This is a genomic window from Paenibacillus sp. UMB7766-LJ446, assembly GCF_030226665.1.
Taxonomy (GTDB): Bacteria; Bacillota; Bacilli; order Paenibacillales; family Paenibacillaceae; genus Paenibacillus; species Paenibacillus vandeheii.
In genome coordinates this window covers 36,870-60,448 of record NZ_JASOYM010000002.1, presented here as the reverse complement: position 1 = coordinate 60,448, position 23,579 = coordinate 36,870, and the positions used below count along the sequence as shown (strand labels likewise).

Below are 23,579 nucleotides of genomic sequence, written 5' to 3'. Positions count from 1 at the left end.
TCCCTTATTGGGCGGCTGAAAGTTAAAGCGATTAAACTCCGTTGTTATACAGAAGAACGCATTTCGAACAAATCGGTGTCAGACCACAGGCCAGAATCTCCCGCTGTTTTCGCAAATCCTCACCGTGGAAAATATCTGCCACACTTTCTTCGTACAAATTACCGACACTGAATTCCGGAAAAAATTTGCATGGATTGACTTTACCGTCTGGCATTACATCCATCCGGTTCGAAATCGAGAAACACTTGGTCCGATTCATCGCCGGCTTTTCACTACCGCGAATAAATCCTTCTACCTCTTCGGGCTCCAGCGCAGGTTGATAGCGGATACGTACATTCCACACACGTGAATTGACTCGTTTAAATTCCTCGATTAACGTGTCGAAACGGTCAGGCGAGATGTGAAACGTGAAAGAGTGCCAGCTGTTCTTGTGGTCGCTTGCAAAGCGGGAGGCAAGATGCGGGAAGTGGGCATCAAAGTAGGTGTCCATTTTTTCCGCCGTATCCGAAGGGATGTACCATGGGAAGCAGAAGTAAACGGAATCCACGCCCATCTCTTCAAAGAATTCCATCAAGTTATACAGCTGGTCGACCATCTGGTCATTTACAGTCAGAGCTACGGACACTTTACCTTTGTACAAGCCCTGCTTTTGCAGATCCAACAGCAGCTGTATGGCGTGAATCACTTTCTTGAACGTGCCTTTGCCCCGGATCGCGTCATTCTCCTTCTCGAAGCCTTCCAGGCTGACGAGCATGACCAAATTCTTTGACATTTTCAAAATAGAATCCAGCTTTTGTTCAATGAGAATTGCGTTCGTACAAATGGTCGTGTGCCGATCTTCCTTAGCCAGCAGTTCTGCCAGTTCATCGAACTTGGAGTAGAATAGCGGTTCTCCGCCCCACAGGAATACACGTGATTTGCGTGCTCTCGTTTCGGCCAATAGTTTCTCCACGACGGGAATTTCAATCTCGTCTCTCTTCACTTCACTAGCAAAGCCGTGATGGAAACCATCCGGGTTCCATTCAAAACAATGCTTGCAGCGCAGGTTACAGCCGTTATTAAGCTTGATTCCGATCTCATAAGGCACGGGTGCGGCATACGTCGGGTCTTCCCGGCGCTTCCTTCCCGTTTCTGCTAAGGGAACGAGGGTCCTTTTCATATTTTGGAATGTCTGCTGGTCAAACGTAACTGCTGTTTTCGGCTGCATGCGTTTTCCTCCCCAAATGGATGATTTTTGATCGCTGTTCCAACAAACGTCTGTACATTTCCTCCAGATGTTGTCCCGAGTAATCTAGGGCTTTCCATTCTGCAAATCGGATACCAAAACCGCAGGACTCCCAATAGTTTGAATTCTGAAGCTCATGCTCGCCAAACGGCTCCAACATGACAAAAGGGATTCCGTAAGACAGCGAGTCGTTCAGTGACGCTCCTCCCGGCTTGCTGATTATTGCAGCGCAATTACGCAGCAGGTCCGTGTAAACAGAGTAATCTCGGAGCGGAATGACCCGAAGAATGCCATCTTCACTCACATATCGGTTCATTGGTGGAAACGAATGCTTTCCCTGAGCATCTCTGCTCCACGGGTTCCATGAAACATCTGTTCCGAAGTAGCGTGTGCTCCCATCGTCCTCTTCCACCTCGGAAGGATCATACACGATCACATCCAACGGATAACCGAGTTGACGAAGCTCTGAGATCGTTGCTGCGTACGTCCCGATCCCCCAGCCGCCGCCATGGATCAGAATGCGTCCCGAACGCTGTGCGTAAGGTAGGAGTTCCATATCATCTGAAGCAATATAGCCGTCTGGAGATAGCCTCGAAGCGTCGTAAAGCCAGACGTTATTGTAGTCGGGATACAAGGACTTGTGTACCTTAAACGATGGTGTATCGCATGCATCCAACCGGATCAGTTGAATATCCAGAGGCGTCTGCGCCATCGTTTTGTAACGCTCCAGGATCGGGAGCCAAAAACCGGTAAACACAGCAAAGCGACATACACCGTCGCGTATCCAGGTGTCCAACAGTAGCTGGACTTCCGCCTCATTCAATGAGGCGTCAACAGGCTTGGCCAATTTATGACCCATAAGGGCAACAGAAAAATCGGCATGAAATGCTTTTTTGGTGGCATTAATCTTGCGCCTGATTTCATCATGGTACAGGTTCTCCAGAACGTGAACGTCTGTCCTGACACCTCTACCTTGCAGGTACGTGTGCAGATGCATAGCCGGAATGTATGCGCCAAGCGAATTCCCCGACGCAAGCAGGGTAACCGAAGATGAATTCATGCGCAGCCTCCGCATTCCAGATTTAGTTGTACACTTTAATAGATAAGTCGGCGAGTACCTGCCTCAGACTCACAATCAGCTCACTGCGATGTTCGTCATCACGGCCCACCACCGAGAAATACAGACGTCCCTTTGGCATGCCCCGCTTACTCTGAACTCCCTCGGTTATACGTCTTGAGGTCAGGATATCATTCACCATTACGGTGTTAGAGGAAAGAGGAACAATTCCGTACGCACCTTGACCTGTGAATAGAAGACCAGATATATGCAGAGCGTCCAGCAGCCTTCCGAACGCAAAGCCTTCAGGTAGACCGAGAGACAGAAATGTAAGCAGGCCGGTATGGCCGTATGTTTCCCAACCTTTATCAAGATAAGCATTAATGAGACCCATCGACTTGCGGGCGTTAATCTCAACAATGGGTACGACATCCCCGCCCTCCAAAATCATGGAGTCGAAGCAAACGAAACCGTGATATCCGTCCTCGGACAATATCCGAAGTGCCTTTTCCATCGTGTCAAAATAACCCGCGTTCCTCAGTAAAAGGATCATAGCCTCATCCGCTCTGATAGACCCGCCGTAATTCTGCTGCTGGTTCAGCATGCGCTGAACGGATATGAAATCGGTCTCACCGCTCTCTCGAATGAACCAGTGTGAGCTGAAATCAGTCTCTTTCCTCAGCAGTGGTTCCAGCAGGAATTGCGAGTGCAATCCTCTTCTCTCCTGCTTTTCCAGGTGCTCTGCTATCCTTCGTTGCATGGCTTCATTTTCAATGAGCATGTTGCCCTTGCCGGAAACCCCGAATGGATCTTTAAGTAAATATGCCCCTCGATTCAGCAGCGTATTTCCGACAGCCTGCACTTCTAGTGCGCTGTTCACTTCCGTGCCATAGCACTTCTCTCCGATCCTGGAGAGGAGTCGGTTGGAATAGAATTTGGAGTTTACACGTTTAACCGTCTCATGATCCGGCAAAGAACCCAACAATCCGGCCGCATGCAGGTACTCCTCCGTATCAGCCGTAATCGCATAAGGAGAGAGCTGTTTTACGTTGTGAATTAATATCTCTTCACGCTGTTGACCGTCTAATGCAAGACTGAACATACACTGCTTGAAAAGGTCCGGTTCGGGTAGGGACCTCTCCGCATCGCTCAAATCAAAGTGATGACGGCTACGAAAATAAAAACCTAACCCGTTCAGATATTCATACAGCCCTGGATCGATTTTGCAGCGGCTGTAGAGAATATCATCTGGTCCGCAAAATGGAAATAAAAGCTCGTCCATACATAAAACAATGGATTCCCGATCCTTATCAGGCATAGCGGGTAACTTCGCTAAATTCAGATCCCTCCATCGCGTTTCCGGATCAAACGTCCCCATAACAATCGTTGGAGTCACCCCGGCTTCACTTCTGGACATCTTCGTACAATGATTGCTCTTGAGGCTGGCAGCTTTTCAGAAATGTCATAAATGTGTCGATCGATTGGAGGTGTTCATAATCAAATTCGTCATAGTCAATAATTACGTTTAATTGATCCTCGACTTTGAGCATAAACTGGATCATTTGCAGAGAATCGAGACCTATATCGTTATTCAGTTCCGTTGCTGGGGACAGGGATTGGCGTAGTTCCGGTTGGTCTTCTTTAATAGCGCACAAAATATCTACAATTTGATCGTACATGACTACACTCCTTTAAAGTGATAATTGTGTGAGGGTACAACCGAAATTATTACGCTTACAGATGCCATTCAAATCAAACCTGATTTCGGCTTTGTTTTCTCCTCCCTCTTCCAAAGTTACAATTATTATCTTTATAATGACATTTTATGTCAAGGGATAAAAACCTGTGATATTACACTCACAACAAGGCTTTTAGTAACTAAAAAACCGCCATTTGGGGCGGATTTCAAGCATTTTCTGGCAACTTTCTCGGATCAGGTCCTCTCATTCGTTTTGTACAATTTTTCCCCTTGGATTCGATCAAGACAAATGGTTGAAATTTATGTATTATCGATTACGCACCAACCATTTATAGAAAATGAGGCGAGCACATGATTGAAATTACGATTGAACTGGTTCGGCAATTAATTGATCGTCAATTTCCAAAATGGAAAGGCTTGGCGATAATCCCCGTAGAAAAAAGCGGGCACGATAACCGCACCTATCGATTGGGAGACGAAATGACGGTTCGTTTACCGAGTCACGAACGTTACGCTTCTGCTGTAGAAAAAGAACTGAAGTGGCTTCCTGTTTTCAAGCCTCTCCTGTCCTTGCCCATTCCTGCTCCCATTGCACAAGGTGAACCTTCGAATGAATACCCCCTTCCATGGTCCATCAACCGATGGATTGAGGGCGAAACTGTCTCGCCTGCCAACGTATTCGATTTAGGTGCATTTGCCGAAGACCTCGCTAGATTTCTGAGAGAATTAGAAGCCATTGATGCAAGTCACGGCATACCGGCAGGCATTCAAAACTTTCATCGTGGAGGGAACCTGGCGGTTTACGATACGGATACTATGACCGTCATTGAGAAGGTATCCAGCCAATACGATCCTAAGCTCATGAAAGAAATATGGGAGCTTGCCCTTGCAACGAAATATCAAGCCGCACCTTTATGGCTGCATGGTGATGTTGCAGTAGGCAATCTGCTCGTGCAAAAGGGGCGACTTTGCGGGGTCATTGATTTTGGAACTATGGGCGTGGGCGATCCTTCAAGTGATCTGGTAATGGCATGGAACTTTTTTGATGATGTAACTCGCAAGATATTTCTAAGCTGTATGAATGTTGACCAGGATACGGTTGATCGTGCACGTGGCTGGGCTTTGTGGAAAGCACTCATCTCTTACGATTGGAATGAACAAGGCTCGGAAGCCTCGAACTGGGGAAAGCATGTAATAGAGGTCATTATTCGTGATTATAAATCGCTCTAAGCTTATGAACCTAACCAATCCACCGGGGCGCAGAGCCCCTCTGGTTTACTTTCTGTACTTATCCTTGCAATATTAACTACAAATCAGTGTTGACATGAAGCCGAGGATAAGGCAGTTCGTTGTAACGTGTTGGTGAGATGAGGTAGTGGAATTGCAGGTATGAGCCAGGGAGAGTAAATTGATTTTTCTATTGTGAATTTTTCATATAATGAAATAATAATATATTGTTTAAAGACAACGAGTTGACATTTGAAGCTACATAAGTAAATTCCCTTCATTCGTGGAAAAAAAATTGAAGGAAGAATACGCTCCAAGTGGACATAACCAGTGTATTTTGTTGTTATGAATTTTTCATATAATGAAAATATAAGGTTGTTGCAAAGAAAAAAGCCGCCTCCGTGGCGACTTTGACAAAATCTCAAGCTATTTTCCAACCAAATGGATTAAGTTCGCCCAGTCCAATCAGCTCCCGCAATTTCTTTCCAGCGTTCCCTGATCTCATCATATAACTCCTTAGACAGCGCACCTTTGGCGACAAGATCGGCATTTTGCTGCCAGCGGTTGGGTTTGGCTGTACCCACAATAGCCGTGTCTACACCGTCTGTACTGAGCGTAAAACGTAATGCGGTTTCAACTGCTGCTTGTGCATCTTCGCTTAGAAAACCATAGCCAAGTTCACTTAAGCGTTTCCAGTATACAAAGGGATAGGCTTCTTCGGGAAGCGAGTCATACGTCCATGCCGCATTGGCAATAGGGCGTTTGGCAATGACACCCATATTTCTCTTTCTCGCCTCAGGCAGCGTCAGATCAATAGCTTCCTGATCGGCAATGTTCAGCGATGTTTCCAAGCTGTCAAACACGCCTGTCTGTATCGCATAAAGAGCATCCGTCGTATCGCCGCTATATCCAATAAACCTTGTTTTCCCAGCTTCCTTGGCTCTCTGCAGCACTTCAATAACCGCTCCTTGCCGAAGTACTTCTTCGGAGCAACTATGAAGGTGAATCACATCAACGTATTCCGTTTTTAGTCTTCTAAGACTACGGTCAATCGTTTGCTCTAATACTTTGGCATCCCAATCGGGGCCTTCTACCCCAGCGGCGTGTCCACATTTGGTAAATAAATAATAATCGTCTCTGCGATGGGAGAGCACATCTCCGATTAACTCTTCGCTATCCCCATAGCATTCAGCCGTATCAATGACGTTTAACCCTGCATCCAACGCACTATTAAGCAATGTTTCTACATCTGCTTTGGATACGTTCTTGCCGATCTCCGCTCCACCAAACCCAAGTGTACTTACTTTCATGCCAGTGTTTCCGTAATTACGCAGTTCCATGGATAATCTCCTCCGAGCTTCGTGAATTGGGTACAAATAATGAAAGTATATATAGTACAAATCCCCTTCGGTATGTATTACCCTTATGCCGGATATTACACCCACTTTTTCAACTTACTTATTTCCTCGAACGCGGGATTGATCGGTTGAATCAGGTTACGAAAAACTGACTCGGGTTCCCCAGTTCCGGATGAAATTTCTCGCGAAAACGGCCTCCCGTATATTCCCCTATGATTTTTCGCCAGAATGCCTGTGCAATGACATTGTTGCGTACCTGGGTTACTTTCCACCTTCCCGGAAACCGTTCAAACAGCTCATACGCTGCCCGGGTACCCACTCCACTACGTCGGTATTTCTGCATTACAAAAAACTCCGTCAAATAATAGTCATTATCTTTGCTGCCTGGTTCACAACGCTCTACCAATGCAAACCCAGCTGGCGCCTCATCACTTGTAATCAGAAAAGGGAACTTGCGGTCTTCCTCTGACCAGAACGCGTCCAATCCAGGATATTCCGGAAAAATACCATTGCTATCCACGTCAATATTCAAATATTTGGTAAAATCATACAGATAAAATTGCATTAAATGCCGAATCACCTGACTGCGTTCCCGGGGAACCAGCTCTATTTTTATATTCATCCGGTTCACCTCCTCTGCTCTACTTATAATTCATACTTTAAAGCTTTACAGCCACAAGGGCAAGGAAGCATGAATCTGCATTATGCCGGTTCCGTGAACAGGCTGTTACGATATAAATATGGTACACTGAGATATAGCATATTTTAGAAAATATTTTAACATGGGGGTGCCGAACTTGACCAATGTGCAAAAAGAGATTGACCGACGAAAGCTGGATGACAAACTACCTTCCATGCCCTGGTTCGTTCAGCAATTCATTGACTATAAATTACCCGATTTATCTCCTTCCACTCTGCTTGAATATTTAAGAGATTATGAAGCCTTCTTTGGCTGGTTGCGCGCAGAAGGATTATCCGTGGCCAGCTCCAACAAGGAAGTAACATTGACTGAGCTGGAAGTGCTTCGAATGGAATCAGTGACATCTTATCGTTTGTTTCTGACCACCAAGCGTGAAGGAGCGAACTCCAGAATCACGGTTTCCCGCAAGCTTTCTTCCCTTCGTTCCCTCTTTCATTATTTAAGTCAGATTGCGGAAGATGAAGATTTCTACCCACTGCTGAAACGAAACATTATGGCGAAGATTGAGATCAAACGTACTCATAAACCCAAAGATACAGCAGCCAAATTAAAGGGTAAACTTCTGGAAGAAGAAGAGCTGTTGGAATTTATTGGATATATTCTTGAGGGATATGCCGTAGATATGGAAAAGAATAAACAGGCTCTTTACTCGCATGAGCTAAACAAAGAACGGGATGCCTGCATTGCCAGCCTTATTCTGAATTCGGGTCTGCGCGTGTCTGAAGTGGTGAACCTGAACGTAGATGATCTGGATCTGAATAATAAGCTGCTGTATGTATATCGCAAAGGTAATAATGATGAGACATTTAAAACGCCCGTGTATTTTAGAGAACAAGCCAAGGATGAACTTGCAACCTATATCCATCTGCGCCAGTCACGTTACCGTACACCCAAAAGGGAAAAAGGGTTGTTTATCGCTCTTCGCAATGGAGAATCCGAGGGAAGTCGAATGACTAAACGGGCCATACAGGCTATGATCATGAAGTATGCCAAGCAATTCGGCAAGCCGTACCTGACTGTGCATAAATTGCGCCATTCTTTTGCGACTGACTATTATTTGCAAAATGATATCTATAAAACGAAAGAACAGCTTGGACACGCCTCTACGGAAACGACCGAAATTTACGCGCATCTCACGGATAAAACGATGTCTGAAGCAATTGAACGTCGCACTGATGAGGGTATGTAATCTAAATGTAATCTAATTTACTTTAACAGCTCAAGCATGGATTGGATTCCTTACAAGGTAACTTAAAAAAGCGATTCTTCCAGGAAAATGCCCTGGCAAGGATCGCTTCTTTATTTTCATTCATTCGCATAATAAAAGTAAGCATTATCGTTTTGTTTCGTTACATTCCATCTCATTTTCATTTTAGTTTACATAAATATTTCATTCGTCACAATTTTCTTTTCTCTTCATCATGTTCAAGCGAGATCAGCCATCTTGCTACATGTTCTGTCTCATGAACAGAATGCCAAACGCAGTTCTCCTTGGGCCCCGTGTACTCTATCTTGTCATGCGTTAGCCATGAGATAATCCCGATTACACCCTGTAACATTTCGACCAGAGAGAGGTCTTTCTCTTCACGGACCATGACCAATTTGGGGTAAGTAGCTTGCTTGTATCCCTCAATAAGAATCCAGTCGTACGCTGACAGATAATTCACCATATCTTCCAGTGGAGTCGCTCGTCGTTCAATCAGTGCTGTGCGTTTCTCCGACATAACAACGACAGCATCGGCCCCTGCCTGAGCAAAGCTATAGGAATCGGTTCCTTCGTGATCCATCTCAAAATGATTATGTCCATCATGTTTAATTACAGCTACACTTCGTCCAGTAGAGGTAAGGTACCGGGTAAGCGCAGCAATTAAGGTGCTTTTGCCTGTGTTCTTATATCCAACAATCTGCATGATATACGGCATGCTGCTTATTTCAGTCATATATGCCTACCTGACATGACCCGTGGGAAGTCTGAGAATTCGAACCTGTTCACCAGCAGGAATCCCTTTTTTCTCGGGCGGAACAACGATCAGGCAATCACTGTCTTTAATGGTAATCATGACACTGGATTCGTCCACACGCGAGGCAGAAGGTTTAGCATACACCATTCCGTTACGTATCTCTGTCCGTCCGCGTACAAATCGTGTAAAATTGTTGACCTTGGTATAGTCATCATCCAATATGGCTGTCCATTCTTCCAAATATGGATGAGCATCGGCCTGCATCGAACGAATCGTTGGCCGAACAAACAACTCAAAGCCCACAAAACAAGCTCCCGGATTGCCCGAAAGTGCAAAAAGCAGCTTGTCATTGACCACAGCAGCCGTTGTAACACTGCCGGGACGCATGGTTACTTTGTTAAACAGCATCTCCATATTCCCTTCCCGAACCAGGTCTCCCATAATATCATAATCTCCTACGGATACTCCGCCTGTTGTGACCACCATATCATTATGTTCAAGTGCTTCCGCAAGCTTCGTACGTGCAGTATGCACATTATCAGCGATTGAACCATACATAACTGGTTCGCCCCCCGCTTCAACTACCAGAGAACGAAGCATATAACTGTTACTGTTCCGAATACGTCCTGGCTGCAACGGCTCGTCCACTTCCAACAATTCTGTACCTGTTGCAAAAATGGCTACCTTCGGTCGTTTGTATACAGGCACTTGGCCTACACCGAATGTTGCCAGCACGGATTGTTCACCTGCCTGAATGATCACTCCTGCTTCAAGCAGCAATTGTCCCTCAACAACTTCCAATCCAATTGGCGTAATGTTGGCATCCGGCTGAATATGGCGCTTTAGGGAAATCCATTGTTCCCCTTGCTCTTCTTTACTTTCAGTCATTTCCATCATAACAACAGCATCTGCACCTTCCGGTACCTGAGCTCCTGTCATAATCCGGGCAGCTGTACCGGATGTAATCCGTTGATCCGATGTATACCCGCATGGAATTTCATCAATGATACGAAGCCAAATCTGCTGCTCGCTGGATGCTCCAATCGTATCCGAGCTTAGAATTGCGAAGCCATCCATTCCGGAGCGACGAAAGAAGGGATAAGGATGGGGAGCAAAAATCGACTCCGCAAGCGTTCGACCATGTGCTTGCTCAAGTGTTACTTTTTCTACTGAACCTGAACTGACATGAGCAGCAACTTTAGCCTGAGCATCCGGGACTTGTATAGCTGTACGGTTAAATTTCGCAGTTGTCATATCAGTTGAATGAGAATTTATTTTCAATGGTGTTCGAACCCCCTGTGACATTTGATCGTTTTAGGAAAGTGTAGCCCGAAAGCCAGGTTGTGACAAGTACTCCCCCATTACGTTCCACATGAAAGTCAAATCGACAGCCCATAATATGTACGAGAAAAGGAGCTGATCCTTTATGAACCAACGATGCGAATTATGTGGCAGGGAACCTGTCGAGACAACCGTCCATCACTTGACACCCAAAGAAATGGGCGGAACGCACATGCCTACGGCTAATCTTTGTATCCCTTGCCACAAACAAATTCATTCTCTATATACCAATCGCGATATAATAACCTACGGTTTAACTGACGTGCAGGCACTGAGGCAAGATGAGCGCATCGCTCCTTATATCCGCTGGATTCGCAAACAACCGGCTACAACCATCCCTTGTGTGCGAAAGTCCCATCATGTCCGCAAATCGTAAAACAAAAAGAACAGCTGCCAAGGTAATATTGCAGTGGCAGAGCTCGCTCCACTTTACCTGTTCACTGTTCTTCTGCGAATAATTAATATTGCGGACCGCCGCTTATGAGTAGTACTACCTACGCCTCATAATTCGGCCGCCCCCAACCCTCGTTTTGGGCTTTTTATAAGAGCTCTTCGGTGAATCAAATAATCCGCCAAGGCCACCACTGCTTTTATTGCGATCAATTGTGCCTTTGCTTTGCTCCTTATTTCGGCTGAATAATCCGCCACCGGAGCCTACGCTCGAATCCTTGTCGCTGCCTCGCCGGGTAATCGACCCTTTACGGTCAACTGTAATTGGCGGGGCAACCTTTTTATCGCTGCTCGTCGGTGTTCGATAGGAACCTGCACTCGGTTTGTACGTGTCTTTATTCGTGTATCCCCGATACTTACCAGACCCGCTGCCCCCAAAAGAATCAAACAAGCTACCGATTAATGTTGCGGTTAAGTACCCTTGCAAAAAGGACGAATCATAATTCTGCCGAACATATTCCTTGGAATCCACCTCAACCAAGGTGTCTTCCGCTTTATTCGGGTCTTGCTGCAAATGATAATACTGGTCCTGATATACCAGGAACATCCGCTCTGTATTTTCCGCCGAGATCTGATCCGGCTTCCGCTGTTCAGATAATTCCTGAGCGACCTCTGGAACGGTACGATCGGCAGCTCGGTACACATAGGATGTCGTGTTACCACTGCCGCTGACCGACTCAAGCGGGTATGTGTCCTGAACGGAAGGTGCTCCGCACGCGGACAGCAGCGACATCACAAGGCTGAGGACAAGCATTAATTTTAATCCATGTGCCAAGCGCTTTTTCATTGGAACCTCTCCTAGCTCGAACGAATCACTTTGATATCCGCAGGAAGAATGGACTCACCCTCATACAGCGTAAATCTTCTGTCTTGCCACTCCACACGCAAAAGCATGTTATCATCAGACTGATATTGCCATACTAATTGTTCTCCAGCCTGACCATAGGGTGTCCTGCCAGTAGTGGTTACCATTCCTCCGTATTCTTCCTCCAGATGATACGCACGTCCATCCAGATCCAGTAACGTAGGAACCTCATCCGGTGCATCAAGACGACCATCAATTGGTGTATAGAGGGCATATCGGGTCATTTCCCTTTCTTCTATATGCAAATGTCGGATTGCCGTACCATCCTGCAACGTTAGGACTGCCGCATTCCGTGCTCGATGATGTACCCGCCCAACAACTTCATAAGTAACCAGCGAAACCTCACAGATATCACCAGGTGCCAGCTGAAGCATTGTTTTCTCTGCCTGGGGCGGTTCAGGTTTGGCTAGTATTCCTTTAATCCGTTTCCACACACTCATGCCCATTACTCCTGTTCTTTATCTTATAAACAAGCTGCAATAATTAATGCGCCCACGATATGAAGTGCACCCGAGAACAAGCCATAACCTGTCTTGCCCTGCTGTATTCCCGTATCCAGATCCAGGTTCGCCCATCTCCGAATCATATAATGAACCACACTCTCCAGAATAAGCAAAATAATAAATGAAACTACGGATACCAACAACGCTTCTCCAAGGTGACCCGCTGTTGAAATGGAGGTCGCAAGTACATAACCCTGAGCAAACAGCTTCATTACCATACGTGTCGTAACGGCCATATTGCCCGCCTTCACTTCGGCAAAATCCTTATACTTCGTGAACAACGAATCCACATACATCAAGACAAACAGCAAAACCGAACCCGATAACGTCCAGACCAGCATTGCCAAAATGTTCAAATCCATTTACATAGCCCCCACATATCAACATGAACCGCAATTAAAAGCGAAGGAGAAACGCTGGTCTCTCCTCCGCTGGTGCCCTGCTTACATACAAGGTTTAGTTCTTATTTTCATATTGCTTCATCAACGCAGCCAGTTCATCCTCAACAGCCTGATCCTTGCCCAGCTTCTCAAACTCATCATCCAGCGATTTTTCTTTGGACGACATTTCATTGCTGGCTTCAGCCTGAGCTTCCATCTGCATCATTTTTTCTTCCATACGCTTCATGCCGGCACTAGCAGTATCTGAACCAAATCCGTTCAATGCCTTGTTGATTTCGGTTTGAGCTTTTGCTGCATTGTAGCGCGCAACCAATGTTTCGCGTTTATTTTTCATTTGCGTTAATTGTTTGCGCATTTCGTCCAGCTTGCCACGAAGGTTATCGGCAGACGCTTTATTTTGATCATAGCTTGTTTTGTATTCAGCCATCTTCTCTTCAGCGACTTTTTTCTCTTCCAGTGCCCGACGGGCCAGATCCATATTCTGTGCACGCGCAGCTGTATGTGCTTGCTCTTCACGTTTCTTCACGAGAGCTTCCTGTTCTTCGAACAGTTGCTTGAATTTCTTCTCAATGGCAATCTGTGCGGCAACAGCTTTCTCCGCATCTTCTAGATCTTCTTGCATATCCCGGATATATTGATCCGTCATCTTGATTGGATCTTCTGCCTTGTCAATAATGGAATTAATGTTAGACATCGTTAAATCGCGCAATCGTTTGAAAATGGACATTATGGTATTCCTCCTAGTCGATAGTTCATCCTTGTATATAATCATACATACGTGGCAATGTTCTACTCGTTTCAATTTTAACAAAAAAAATCATAAAAAACGATTTTAGCTACTTAGCCTACCTGGAGCTATTGGATCAGTGGACCGGTTTGGCTCAACAGCTCTTCATCCAGCAGCTTCTCTGCAGTCTGCACAATCTCATCAATCTGCATTCGCGTAATGGCATCAAAGTGAATGCCCATAATCACAGTTACGGTTACCTTTAAATACAAGGAAGCCCTACGTGCAAGTCTCTCGCACAGCTCTTGTTCTTTATGCCCAGGGATATGCACCGTAGCACCGTTCACCCGTTCCCGGTCCGGATAAAATGTTGCTACCGCCCCAATATGTGATCTTCCTCCAGTTACCATAAACACTTTGTCTTCCCCTGCCTCAATCACCTGTAAACGAACGGAATTTAAATCGTATGTATTCATCCTGCTCCACCTGTCCTTTTCTATATGCAATATATATGGTGGAATTATGGCTACAATTTAATGAATCAACAATGAAACATCTCACATCATGCATAAATACGGATCCCCCCGGGCATACCAAAGAGAACGCAATTTGGGAAAAGGAGGCACTAACATGCGCATACGCCTCATAATGATATCCATCATGGTCATTCTTCTGGGAGGAAGTTACGCCCCTGCTCAGATATGGGCATCTACAAGCCCTCAAACCGAACCCGCTTCGAAGTCTGATTCTTCCGAAGAGGAACAGCTGACACTGGGACAGCTCAGACAGAAATATGCGGATACGTTCAAAACCAACGGCCCTTCAACAAAAAAGGTCGCACTGACTTTTGATGATGTACCTGATCCGCGGTTCACCCCTCAAGTGCTGGATATTTTAAAAAAATACAAGGTACGGGCTACCTTTTTCATCGTGGGACATCGCGCTGAGAAACATCCGGATTTGGTGAAACGCATGGTGAAGGAAGGGCATATTGTTGGCAATCACAGCTACAATCACCCCCAGTTCAGTAAGCTATCCATGAATGCATTTCGCAAACAAATCTTACATACCGGGGATATTATTCGCAATCTGGTAGGTTACACACCCAAAATGATTCGTCCACCCTATGGCGACATTAACGAGCAGCAGCTGCAATGGGCGGCCAAACAACATTACAGCATTGTGAACTGGAACGTCGATTCCCTGGACTGGAAGGGTCTCTCCAAAGAGGAAGTCAAACAAAACATCCTGTCTGCCGTCAAACCTGGTTCCATTGTTCTGCAGCATGCAGGAGGCGGGGTCGGATCGATATTAAATGGTACTATTGAGGCGTTGCCTGAAGTCATCGAGGAGCTGCGAAACCGCGGGTATGAGCTCGTAACTTTGGATGAATTGTTGGAGCTGCCCAAGGGCAAGTAGGGTCAAGATTCGCTGCGCAGCGCGTCCAGCAGCGCCAGCAGCTTGGGCGCTACAAAAATCGGATATGCAAAAGGGTGTCCTTCAATCACAATATTGTGATTGAAGGACACCCTTTACGGTTTAATGTAGGTTCAGTTGTAGTCTCACATGTTCATGTGCAGCTACTCTTTTGATTTTATTTCAAAATGTAAAGTTCAACATCCTGAATACCAAATGTGTTCACGGATTGCTTGCTGCCAGGAATAAAGATATCAATTTTATGGCCTTTGATGGCACCACCCACATCACGGGCTGTAGCAACAAATGCCTGTTTAGGTAGTCCTGGATGTGTATGACCCGTCACCAGTACTTTTGTACCCAGTGGAATGATACTAGGGTCTACTGCGATCGTGCCCAGTTCGAGCGGATTACCGAAGTAATCTACTGCACCCCATCCTCCATTTTCGGAAGCATCCGAGGAGTATGCTGTTGCTTTTACGTCAACAGTTTTGCTGTAATCAAACGTTTTTCCCCAGGCCTGTACTACCTTGCTATCCGAATTTACGTCAAGACTTGCGGCAGTCACCGTTTTGGCCTCTGTTTTTGCTGCTGCAGCAGAAGCTGTGTTCGTTGTGTTACCAGGGATCGTAATTTTCAAACCCCCATAAATGTTGTAAGCTGAAATGTCATTGTTAGCTTTAATAAGTGCGTTAAGTCCAACTCCATATTGTTTGGATAAGGTGTAGAAGGTATCCCCCTCTTTGGCCACATGAACTGAATCAGCATGAGCCGGAACGGCTTGAATGAGCATTGCTGCTGTCAGCAAAGCTGTTGCTGTTTTGGCTATACGTTTCTTGTTAATCATGGTCTTCCTCCCTCATTATGCCTGCGAAGTTAGTTGTCGGATTCGGATGGAGGAAACCACCCTATAGGTTCAATTACATGAATAATTTATGTAGCCCTAATTCACCCCAAGCCGTGTGCAAATGATTCTTCCCCAAGCACACTCTGCATCGTTACATCCCCCACACTCCCACCTCCGGAAGTTTCGGCAGGAACAAATATATCACAATTTTGTAACCAAGAGTCGTAGTAAATGTTACCATCTGGCTAATTCACTTCAACTTTTATGCTGAATTCAAGCGACTTTTTTCAATAAATTGTCTATTTGGACTTAAATCATTGATGACAGAAACGTTACTTTTTATGTAAATCTGTTCTTATCCTCACATAACAAAACATCCCTGCCGACTGGTGTCGACAGGGATGTATAGATCGGATGAACTCTCATCCGCAGAACGAATTTTTAATTCCACCTTGACCATCATCCTTAAGGATTTGGTTGTATTAAAGCACTTTAGCGAGGAAGTCACGTGTACGTGCATGTTTGGGTTGACCAAACACTTCATCCGGCGTTCCTTCTTCTACAATAACCCCGCCATCCATAAACAGAATGCGGTCACCTACTTCACGGGCAAAGCCCATTTCATGAGTCACGATGACCATGGTCATGCCGCCTACTGCAAGGCGCTTCATGACATCCAACACTTCACCGACCATTTCAGGGTCCAGTGCAGAGGTAGGTTCATCAAACAGCATAACATGCGGCTGCATCGCAAGGGCTCTTGCAATGGCTATCCGTTGTTTCTGTCCACCGGACAACTGGTTTGGATAGGCATCTTTTTTGTCGGACAAGCCAACCGTTTTGAGCAAATCTTCACAGATTTGTTCCGCTTCTTGTGCAGACTGTTTTTTCACTTTAATGGGAGCAATCGTAATGTTCTGCTGCACCGTTTTGTGCGGAAACAGATTGAAATGCTGGAATACCATCCCCATTTTTTCACGAGTCGCATTAATGTTATGTTTGGGACCCGTGATCGATACACCCTCAAAATCAATCTCCCCGGAAGTAGGCTGCTCCAGTAGGTTCAGACAACGTAAGAAGGTACTTTTCCCCGATCCGGACGGACCGATGACCACGACAACCTCACCTTTGCCTATTGTTACGTTGATGCCCTTAAGCACATCGTTGCTTCCATATGATTTGTGTAATTGTCTAACGTCTATCACTTGCACTCAACTTCCTTTCCAGTCGACCCAGCAGCTTGGACAAAATGAACGTCAGCACAAAGTAAATGGCTGCTGCAATCAGGAATGGGTTCATTCCTTGGTACGTAATGTTTTTGACCACACTTGCCTGGTACATAATGTCCACCATACCGATAACCGAGATAATGGAGGATTCCTTGATAATTGTCACGAATTCATTACCGATCGCCGGCAACACCGCTTTGAACGCTTGTGGAAGAATGATGAAGCGCATTGCGGCACCTCTTCCCATCCCCAGGGAACGTGCTGCTTCCAGCTGGCCGCGATCCACACCCTGTATACCTGCACGGAAAATCTCGGCAAGATAGGCACCACTGTTAATGGAAAGAGTAATAATACCCGCCTGAAGCGGCGTAAAATTAATACCAAGTGTCAATGCAAGTCCATAGTAGATAATCATCAACTGAACCAGCATTGGTGTACCACGAATAACCTCAACGTAAGCTGTTCCGAGCCAGCGCAGAATTGCGACGTCATGCAGACGGAACAGACAGATGATCAAACCGATAATGACCCCGAATATTACACCGAGAGCAGACAGTAAGAGCGTATAGCCCACACCTGTCGCATAGAAGCTTTTGTACTGCCAGAACACTTCAAAAATGTTTTGGCTTTTATTCACCTTGTCTGCCATCAACTGGCTTGCTTCTGTAACCATCTGATCAATTTTATTTTCGTTTTTCAGACGTTCGAGCGTTCCGTTGACTGCATTCAGCAATTCCGTATTGCCCTTGCGAATCCCGATCGCCGCTTCGACCTGCTCTTCATCCGGGATCGCAGCAGATAGTCCGATAACATCATCCAGATAGCCGGCAGCTACTGTATCTTCGACGATCGCAGCATTCACACGATTGGTCTGTAATTGCAGTACGATATCAGATATTTTATCAAGTGCTGTCAATTTGGCGCCTGGGATTCCCTGACCAATCGTTTCCTGAATGGAACCTTTTTGGACTCCAATTTTTTCATTTTCCAGATCGGCCATGGTTGAATATTTGTCTTTATCCTCATTGCGAATCATGATAACTTGTTTCGATTTATAATAGGTATCGGAGAAGTCGATGCTTTTTTTACGCTCATCCGTTGGCGTCATTCCCGAGATGACCATATCCACACGACCACTCTGCAATGCAGGAAGAAGTCCGTCAAAACCCATATCCTCTATTACAAGTTCTGCCCCAAGATCGGCAGCAATTTCTTTGGCAATCGAAATATCAAAGCCGACAATTTGATCTTTACCATCAATGACTTTATGGAATTCATATGGTGCAAAATCGGCGCTTGTACCGAGCACCAGCTTTTTACTGCCTGAGTCGCCTGTAGTTCCCGTTGCCGACGCAACCGGTGTAACCGTAGTTAGCAAAACCACAAGAGCTATCAGCATCATGGTGTAACGACTAATCAATTTCAACCCTGTTCTCCCCTTATAATACTTTGTATGCTTTCTGTTGTTGATGCCTGAGTCATTATAAAGTAGAATGCATGATTATGCAATGCATTTCGACATTACAAATCTTGACTAGTTTCTGAAAAATAACTGCATCTATGATATAATTATTAAATTATTTTCATTTTTGCTTAAGGAGTCCACCATGACACATACCAAATCTCAAATTCTAACTGTAATTGATCAATATGCTTCCCGTTTTAAGGAGATTTCATCATACATCGGTGCCAATCCCGAACTGGGTAACGAAGAATATCTCGCCTCTGCTCGGTTAAAGGAAGAACTTGCCTTCCACGGTTTTTCCGTAGAAGCTCCTGTTCTTGGCTTGCATACTGCATTTATCGGTACATATGCTGCATCCAAACCTGGTCCGACTATTGCCCTTCTCTGTGAGTATGATGCACTTCCTGAAATCGGTCATGCCTGTGGCCATCATCTAATCTGCATGATGAGCCTCGGAGCTGCGGTAGGTCTGAAGTCCATACTCGATGAAGTAGGCGGAACATTGAAAGTATTCGGTACACCAGCGGAAGAAACCCGGGGCGCCAAAGTGCCTATGGCTGAGGCAGGGTTATTTGATGACTGTGATGTTGCGCTGATGGCTCATCCTTATTACGCCTATGAGAAATCTGGGAGTTCCCTGGCTATTGATGCCGTACAATTTGAATTCCATGGGAAATCTTCACATGCTGCTGCAAGTCCACATGAAGGCATCAATGCACTGGATGCGGTCATCCAGACGTTTAATGGAATTAACGCATTCCGCCAACAAGTGAAGAGTACGGTTCGTATCCACGGGGTTATTAATAGCGGAGGACAGGCAGCCAACATCATTCCTGATTATGCTTCGGCCCAGTTCTATGTACGTGCTTCAACCAGAAAAGAATTAAATATCCTGACCCAACGTGTGATTCAAATTGCCGAAGGCTCTGCTCTGCAAACCGGGTGCCGGCTGGTTACATCCAATTACGAGACTTCCTATGATGAAATGGTTACAAATGAAACGTTATCTGCCGCTTTCAGTGCTAATCTGCTAGAGCTCGGTATTTCTCAAGAGGAAATCGTAACGGGTAACGATCATGGTTCCATGGATATCGGTAACGTTTCCTTGCGCTGTCCTGCAATTCACCCTTATATTCGTGTTGTGGACGAAGTTCATACCCTCCATTCCATTGAATTCCGTGATTTGGCACTACAGGAACGGGCCTTGGATGGCATGATTCTTGGAGCCAAGGCAATTGCTGCAACTGCTTATGATGTTCTTACACAGCCTGAGCTGCTGCAAACCATTCAAACCGAGTTTAAACAAGCAAGTCGCTAAGTTTTTCGCAAACTGCTGTATATTAACCTAGGGTGTTCGAAGGACCTGCATTTCAGGTCTTAAGGAGCACCCTTTTTGTTTATAATAAACACGTATATACGGACACCAGCTGGAAATGCTGTGAAAAGAAAGCGTTGAAAAATGTTGAAATTTTTGCATCCCACGCTGTTTACATGGTTCAAATGCTGTCTAACTTGGTTATTTATAGCTATAACTTTATCTTAAAATCAGGAGGTGTTGTCATGCTGCTCGAAGCGATGTATCACGTTCCCCGCGATAAATGGGCTTATGCTTATAATCCCTCGACAATCCACCTGCGTGTACGAACGAAGAGAGACGATGTACAATATGTGACTGCACTGACTGGTGATAAATACGATTGGAATGGAACCTATAAGGAAATTCAATTGGAGAAAGCTGCTTCCGACAGTATGTTTGATTACTGGGAAACTGCAGTTAAGCCCAAATTCAAACGTCTGACTTACATCTTCCGCATTACCGCCGGTACCGAGAATATTTATCTCGCTGACAACGGAATTCATTATGCTCTCCCATATGCTACCGGAGGATATTATGAATTTTCCTACATTCATGAAATTGATGTATTTAAAGTTCCAGAATGGGCCAAGGAAGCCGTGTTCTATCAGATCATGACGGAAAGGTTTGCGAATGGCAATCCCGATCTGAACCCGGAAGGAACCCAGGAATGGGGTGGCCGACCTGAACTGGATAACTACTTTGGCGGAGACCTGCAAGGTGTGCTCAACCACCTGGACGATTTAACTAAACTCGGTGTCAATGCGATTTACTTTACCCCGCTATTTCAAGCAAACTCCTACCACAAATACGATACCATTGATTATAAAAAAGTAGACCCGCATTTCGGGGACAATGACATGCTCAAAAAAGTGGCGGAACAATGTCATCACCGTGGGATCCGTGTCATGCTTGACGCGGTTTTTAACCACTGCAGCGAAGACTTCCCTCCTTTTCAGGACGTACTGAAGAACGGCAAAAATTCCAAATATGCAGACTGGTTTCATATCAATGAATATCCAGTGCGGATTAAAGATGGTATTCCTACCTACGATACATTTGGATTTTATGGCAATATGCCCAAGTTCAACACCGCCAACCCCGAGGTCAAAGCGTACCTGCTCGATGTCGCTGAATACTGGATCAAGGAAATTAAACTCGACGGCTGGCGTCTGGATGTAGCCAATGAAGTGGATAATCACTTCTGGCGCGATTTCCGCAAAGTAGTCAAAACCGCCAATCCGGAAGCCTACATTGTAGGCGAAGTATGGAGTGATTCCCTGACCTGGCTCATGGGGGATCAATTTGATTCCGTGATGAATTACCCTTTTGCCGACAAAGTACTCGAATTCTTCTGCGGTTCTATGGATGGTTATAACTTCGCGAACGAGATGGGATCACTCATTATGCGTTACCCGCAACAAACCAATGAAGTCATCTTTAACATGCTGTGCAGTCATGACACCCCACGTCTGCTAACTCGGGCTGGAGAAGATAAACGCAGATTAAAATTGTCGGTTGTATTTCTTTTCACCTATATTGGTACGCCCTGTATATTCTATGGGGATGAGGTTGGTCTACGTGGAGAAGGTGATCCGGATTGCCGCAAATGTATGCAGTGGGACCCTGCCAAGCAAGATCAGGAGCTATATGACTTCTACCGCCTGATGATTGATTTACGAAAAAGTAATGAAGCGTTGCGCAAAGGTCGCTTTCGTTTCCTGAAGGCCGATCGCAATGATCCATGCATCATTTACGAACGTATGGATGACACTCTCCACTTTACGGTGTGGATGAACAATACTCCGCAAGAACGTACCCTGTCACATCCGATGGAAACCAAAGACTGGAAGGATGCCCTTACCGAGGATGCCGTTGTTCCTACCAATGGCATGATGAATATTAAACTTGATCCTTACGGCTACCGCATTTTGTATAGACAATTGGAACCGAGCTGATCATATGCCTAAAACTCCTGAAATATTGAAAACAACCTTCAATGATCTTCGGATACTTCAGGAGTTTTCTGGCAAAGAACTGAACTTAGCTATAACTTTGTCGTTTTCAAATCCCCTTTTGCATCCACAGTTATTCTCCATCGCGTAGAATTCGCACCCAGCATAACAATTTCATTGACGAGCTGATAAAATGTCCCGTTAGTATCCTTAACCAGATCAACCACTACGTTTTTCCCATTCGTCAATGGGCTTGCGCCAAAGAGATAACGTCCCGCCGCACTTGCGGTAACCATCAGCATGTTGTCTCTTATGAGGTTTCCTTCCACCGTGTTATTCACAGTGTCCAGATGCACCGCCCACCATGTTCCCTCATATTTCAAGCGATTTCCAGTAATGATATTGTTGGAGCCTCGTAATTGAAGACACGTACCTTTTCCAGTAATTGAATTATGAGAAAATGTACAGTCATTATGCAAACTCACCATTCGGTCAGGATTGGTCGTTTCAAAACCAGGCTCGATGATGTTGCTCGATGCAATCACTCCATTGGCAATATCCATGGCTATGCCCGCTTCGGCAATATAATTGCCTTTTACAATAATATGTCCATCCGCGACAATTCCCCAGTGTTTCCCTCTTGGAATGATGATGTTATCTGATATTATTCCGACGTCCATGCCTTCTGCACCCGTACTCGTTTTTGCTTCAATGGCAGCGGTAGCACTTGGTCTGGAGATGGTATCAATCAGGTTACCCTGGATTACAAAGAGATGGTTGCTTACGTTATTTGGATTATATATGGATGAGGAGAAAGACACGGAGATGACAGAAGTTAATTTGATATCATAAAAATAATTGGAGGTCACAAATGTGCCTTCGAATCCGATAAGCCCCACACCAAATGCTGTTCCGATCAGGCTATTGCCATGAATATGCAGGTTTTTGGCTCCGGTCTCTCCTCCCTCATTGTTACAGGTAATCCCACCACCGACCTTAGGCATATTATTTACTTGCTGTCCGCCTGAAAAAGCAGAATAATCTGGATCACTCGATAATACAGGGGTGTGCAGAAAGTTGTCGGTGATCGAAACATGCCATGTTGCCTTGACCAAAATGCCATCCCCAAGATATCTGTGACAATCATTCTCACGAATTACCACAAAAACCAAATGACTCCGAACTGCAATCGGTTCTTCTCCCAAGTGGTGCAGCTTGTTGTTTCGTATAACGACATTTCGGGCGGGATTGTCTTGACTGCTTGAACCATTGACTCCGATCCCATCCGTAAACTTGCTGATATCATTGTGCTGCAATAATACATTGCTTGAATTTTCGATGTGCAGCCCTGTCTTGTTTTTACTCCAAGCTGCTTGAGTCGTGCGTACCAAGGTCAAACCGCTTATTTCTACATGATTGCTGCCTTCAATCCGGATTCCCTGATCCGAGACCTCTAAGATTGCGCCTGGAAGGGCCTTAATGATAACGGATCTGCCGCTAAACGTATAGAACCAGCCCGTCTTGACGACTTTATAATGCCCTGGCGTAAATAATAAAACATCCCCTTCCTGTGCCGAGTCAAAAAAAGCATTGATCGGGGCTGTCTGATCACTTCCATCTCCTGGAGCAAAATTCTTGACATCAATAAGGCTGCCTGTCAGCGTAGATTGGACGGCTGCGATATTGCCCATAATCTGACCAAACATGTCATTCATTTTGACGGCATCATAACCGTCGACACTGCTTAAAGCCTGCAAATTAGGATTGTAAGTAGAGGTAAAATTAATGTAGTTGTTCAT

23 protein-coding genes and 1 riboswitch are annotated in these 23,579 nt (G+C 45.4%); of the genes, 6 read left to right on the top strand and 17 right to left on the bottom strand.

Going from position 1 to position 23,579, the window contains the following annotated elements:
• Positions 1-31 precede the first annotated feature (31 nt).
• The 4 genes from QP794_RS05270 to QP794_RS05255 are packed head-to-tail and all read right to left on the bottom strand — an operon-like array spanning position 32 to position 3,961.
• Complete coding sequence (locus tag QP794_RS05270; protein ID WP_285075258.1) at positions 32-1,207, bottom strand: radical SAM protein; 1,176 nt, start codon at positions 1,205-1,207, stop codon at positions 32-34.
• Positions 1,179-2,285 (bottom strand): glycosyltransferase family protein, encoded by a 1,107-nt coding sequence (locus QP794_RS05265; RefSeq protein WP_285075257.1) that lies wholly within the window; start codon positions 2,283-2,285, stop codon positions 1,179-1,181. The genes QP794_RS05270 and QP794_RS05265 overlap by 29 nt, the downstream gene beginning before the upstream one ends.
• Positions 2,286-2,307: 22 nt before the next feature.
• Positions 2,308-3,699, bottom strand: coding sequence for a hypothetical protein (locus QP794_RS05260; protein WP_285075256.1), 1,392 nt, complete (start codon positions 3,697-3,699; stop codon positions 2,308-2,310).
• Complete coding sequence (locus QP794_RS05255) at positions 3,686-3,961, bottom strand: phosphopantetheine-binding protein (RefSeq protein WP_079349196.1); 276 nt, start codon at positions 3,959-3,961, stop codon at positions 3,686-3,688. Before QP794_RS05255 ends, QP794_RS05260 begins: the two co-directional genes overlap by 14 nt.
• A gap of 371 nt (positions 3,962-4,332) precedes the next feature.
• On the opposite strand from QP794_RS05255, the gene QP794_RS05250 reads away from it, so the two are divergent.
• Complete coding sequence (locus QP794_RS05250; RefSeq protein WP_285075255.1) at positions 4,333-5,211, top strand: aminoglycoside phosphotransferase family protein; 879 nt, start codon at positions 4,333-4,335, stop codon at positions 5,209-5,211.
• Between the two features lie 443 nt (positions 5,212-5,654).
• Here the strand turns inward: QP794_RS05250 and QP794_RS05245 are convergent, their stop codons facing one another.
• Together QP794_RS05245 and QP794_RS05240 are read right to left on the bottom strand one after the other, a co-directional pair.
• A complete protein-coding gene (locus QP794_RS05245) occupies positions 5,655-6,548 on the bottom strand; it encodes an aldo/keto reductase (protein ID WP_285075254.1) in 894 nt (297 codons plus the stop codon).
• 151 nt (positions 6,549-6,699) lie between these two features.
• Entirely contained in the window at positions 6,700-7,188 is a 489-nt protein-coding gene (locus tag QP794_RS05240) for a GNAT family N-acetyltransferase (RefSeq protein ID WP_076289151.1), read from the bottom strand.
• 175 nt (positions 7,189-7,363) lie between these two features.
• On the opposite strand from QP794_RS05240, the gene xerS reads away from it, so the two are divergent.
• Complete coding sequence (gene xerS, locus QP794_RS05235) at positions 7,364-8,455, top strand: tyrosine recombinase XerS (protein ID WP_285075253.1); 1,092 nt, start codon at positions 7,364-7,366, stop codon at positions 8,453-8,455.
• A gap of 208 nt (positions 8,456-8,663) precedes the next feature.
• Here the strand turns inward: xerS and mobB are convergent, their stop codons facing one another.
• Both mobB and QP794_RS05225 read right to left on the bottom strand, forming a co-directional pair.
• Positions 8,664-9,206, bottom strand: a complete 543-nt coding sequence (mobB, locus tag QP794_RS05230) for a molybdopterin-guanine dinucleotide biosynthesis protein B (protein WP_285075252.1) — start codon at positions 9,204-9,206, stop codon at positions 8,664-8,666.
• 6 nt (positions 9,207-9,212) lie between these two features.
• The gene (locus tag QP794_RS05225) at positions 9,213-10,481 is read right to left on the bottom strand and encodes a molybdopterin molybdotransferase MoeA (RefSeq protein WP_285075251.1); all 1,269 of its coding nucleotides are present in this window, start codon (positions 10,479-10,481) and stop codon (positions 9,213-9,215) included.
• Positions 10,482-10,653: 172 nt separating this feature from the next.
• Here QP794_RS05225 and QP794_RS05220 point away from each other — a divergent pair, with 172 nt between their 5' ends.
• Positions 10,654-10,944 (top strand): HNH endonuclease, encoded by a 291-nt coding sequence (locus tag QP794_RS05220; protein WP_285075250.1) that lies wholly within the window; start codon positions 10,654-10,656, stop codon positions 10,942-10,944.
• A 114-nt stretch (positions 10,945-11,058) separates the two neighbouring features.
• Here the strand turns inward: QP794_RS05220 and QP794_RS05215 are convergent, their stop codons facing one another.
• From QP794_RS05215 to lpdD, 5 genes are all read right to left on the bottom strand, one after another.
• Positions 11,059-11,805, bottom strand: coding sequence for a DUF4247 domain-containing protein (locus QP794_RS05215; RefSeq protein WP_024634020.1), 747 nt, complete (start codon positions 11,803-11,805; stop codon positions 11,059-11,061).
• An 11-nt stretch (positions 11,806-11,816) separates the two neighbouring features.
• Positions 11,817-12,323, bottom strand: coding sequence for a DUF4178 domain-containing protein (locus QP794_RS05210; RefSeq protein WP_094936142.1), 507 nt, complete (start codon positions 12,321-12,323; stop codon positions 11,817-11,819).
• Between the two features lie 23 nt (positions 12,324-12,346).
• Positions 12,347-12,748, bottom strand: coding sequence for a DUF350 domain-containing protein (locus tag QP794_RS05205; protein WP_024634018.1), 402 nt, complete (start codon positions 12,746-12,748; stop codon positions 12,347-12,349).
• A gap of 94 nt (positions 12,749-12,842) precedes the next feature.
• On the bottom strand, positions 12,843-13,514 hold the full coding sequence (locus tag QP794_RS05200; protein ID WP_285075249.1) for a PspA/IM30 family protein: 672 nt from the start codon (positions 13,512-13,514) through the stop codon (positions 12,843-12,845).
• A gap of 128 nt (positions 13,515-13,642) precedes the next feature.
• Positions 13,643-13,990 carry a prenylated flavin chaperone LpdD gene (gene lpdD, locus QP794_RS05195; RefSeq protein WP_094936140.1) on the bottom strand — a complete coding sequence of 116 codons (348 nt, stop codon included), beginning with the start codon at positions 13,988-13,990 and terminating at the stop codon, positions 13,643-13,645.
• Positions 13,991-14,144: 154 nt separating this feature from the next.
• On the opposite strand from lpdD, the gene QP794_RS05190 reads away from it, so the two are divergent.
• Positions 14,145-14,933 (top strand): polysaccharide deacetylase family protein, encoded by a 789-nt coding sequence (locus tag QP794_RS05190; protein ID WP_094936139.1) that lies wholly within the window; start codon positions 14,145-14,147, stop codon positions 14,931-14,933.
• A gap of 175 nt (positions 14,934-15,108) precedes the next feature.
• Here the strand turns inward: QP794_RS05190 and QP794_RS05185 are convergent, their stop codons facing one another.
• The 3 genes from QP794_RS05185 to QP794_RS05175 all read right to left on the bottom strand — a co-directional run bounded on the left by QP794_RS05185 (position 15,109) and on the right by QP794_RS05175 (position 18,432).
• Entirely contained in the window at positions 15,109-15,777 is a 669-nt protein-coding gene (locus QP794_RS05185) for a 3D domain-containing protein (protein WP_094936138.1), read from the bottom strand.
• A gap of 2 nt (positions 15,778-15,779) precedes the next feature.
• Positions 15,780-15,976: riboswitch (cyclic di-AMP (ydaO/yuaA leader) on the bottom strand.
• A 283-nt stretch (positions 15,977-16,259) separates the two neighbouring features.
• On the bottom strand, positions 16,260-16,982 hold the full coding sequence (locus QP794_RS05180) for an amino acid ABC transporter ATP-binding protein (RefSeq protein ID WP_024634013.1): 723 nt from the start codon (positions 16,980-16,982) through the stop codon (positions 16,260-16,262).
• Entirely contained in the window at positions 16,969-18,432 is a 1,464-nt protein-coding gene (locus tag QP794_RS05175) for an ABC transporter substrate-binding protein/permease (protein WP_079349209.1), read from the bottom strand. The genes QP794_RS05180 and QP794_RS05175 overlap by 14 nt, the downstream gene beginning before the upstream one ends.
• 181 nt (positions 18,433-18,613) lie before the next feature.
• On the opposite strand from QP794_RS05175, the gene QP794_RS05170 reads away from it, so the two are divergent.
• Together QP794_RS05170 and QP794_RS05165 are read left to right on the top strand one after the other, a co-directional pair.
• Positions 18,614-19,789: a M20 family metallopeptidase gene (locus QP794_RS05170; RefSeq protein ID WP_285075248.1), complete on the top strand. Its 1,176-nt coding sequence runs from the start codon at positions 18,614-18,616 to the stop codon at positions 19,787-19,789.
• A 242-nt stretch (positions 19,790-20,031) separates the two neighbouring features.
• Positions 20,032-21,783, top strand: a complete 1,752-nt coding sequence (locus QP794_RS05165) for an alpha-glycosidase (protein WP_285075247.1) — start codon at positions 20,032-20,034, stop codon at positions 21,781-21,783.
• An 89-nt stretch (positions 21,784-21,872) separates the two neighbouring features.
• Here QP794_RS05165 and QP794_RS05160 read toward each other — a convergent pair whose 3' ends face one another.
• Positions 21,873-23,579, bottom strand: a complete 1,707-nt coding sequence (locus tag QP794_RS05160; protein WP_285075246.1) for a NosD domain-containing protein — start codon at positions 23,577-23,579, stop codon at positions 21,873-21,875.

Bases quoted from the DNA above. Each gene is read 5' to 3' on its own strand.
- QP794_RS05265 (WP_285075257.1), bottom strand. From the start codon at position 2,285: ATGAATTCATCTTCGGTTACCCTGCTTGCGTCGGGGAATTCGCTTGGC.
- QP794_RS05190 (WP_094936139.1), top strand. From the start codon at position 14,145: ATGCGCATACGCCTCATAATGATATCCATCATGGTCATTCTTCTGGGA.
- lpdD (WP_094936140.1), bottom strand. From the start codon at position 13,990: ATGAATACATACGATTTAAATTCCGTTCGTTTACAGGTGATTGAGGCA.
- QP794_RS05215 (WP_024634020.1), bottom strand. From the start codon at position 11,805: ATGAAAAAGCGCTTGGCACATGGATTAAAATTAATGCTTGTCCTCAGC.
- QP794_RS05160 (WP_285075246.1), bottom strand. From the start codon at position 23,579: ATGAACAACTACATTAATTTTACCTCTACTTACAATCCTAATTTGCAG.
- QP794_RS05270 (WP_285075258.1), bottom strand. From the start codon at position 1,207: ATGCAGCCGAAAACAGCAGTTACGTTTGACCAGCAGACATTCCAAAAT.
- QP794_RS05170 (WP_285075248.1), top strand. From the start codon at position 18,614: ATGACACATACCAAATCTCAAATTCTAACTGTAATTGATCAATATGCT.
- QP794_RS05210 (WP_094936142.1), bottom strand. From the start codon at position 12,323: ATGAGTGTGTGGAAACGGATTAAAGGAATACTAGCCAAACCTGAACCG.
- QP794_RS05200 (WP_285075249.1), bottom strand. From the start codon at position 13,514: ATGTCCATTTTCAAACGATTGCGCGATTTAACGATGTCTAACATTAAT.
- QP794_RS05220 (WP_285075250.1), top strand. From the start codon at position 10,654: ATGAACCAACGATGCGAATTATGTGGCAGGGAACCTGTCGAGACAACC.
- QP794_RS05165 (WP_285075247.1), top strand. From the start codon at position 20,032: ATGCTGCTCGAAGCGATGTATCACGTTCCCCGCGATAAATGGGCTTAT.
- QP794_RS05250 (WP_285075255.1), top strand. From the start codon at position 4,333: ATGATTGAAATTACGATTGAACTGGTTCGGCAATTAATTGATCGTCAA.
- QP794_RS05185 (WP_094936138.1), bottom strand. From the start codon at position 15,777: ATGATTAACAAGAAACGTATAGCCAAAACAGCAACAGCTTTGCTGACA.
- QP794_RS05205 (WP_024634018.1), bottom strand. From the start codon at position 12,748: ATGGATTTGAACATTTTGGCAATGCTGGTCTGGACGTTATCGGGTTCG.
- QP794_RS05255 (WP_079349196.1), bottom strand. From the start codon at position 3,961: ATGTACGATCAAATTGTAGATATTTTGTGCGCTATTAAAGAAGACCAA.
- QP794_RS05225 (WP_285075251.1), bottom strand. From the start codon at position 10,481: ATGACAACTGCGAAATTTAACCGTACAGCTATACAAGTCCCGGATGCT.
- QP794_RS05260 (WP_285075256.1), bottom strand. From the start codon at position 3,699: ATGTCCAGAAGTGAAGCCGGGGTGACTCCAACGATTGTTATGGGGACG.
- mobB (WP_285075252.1), bottom strand. From the start codon at position 9,206: ATGACTGAAATAAGCAGCATGCCGTATATCATGCAGATTGTTGGATAT.
- QP794_RS05245 (WP_285075254.1), bottom strand. From the start codon at position 6,548: ATGGAACTGCGTAATTACGGAAACACTGGCATGAAAGTAAGTACACTT.
- QP794_RS05240 (WP_076289151.1), bottom strand. From the start codon at position 7,188: ATGAATATAAAAATAGAGCTGGTTCCCCGGGAACGCAGTCAGGTGATT.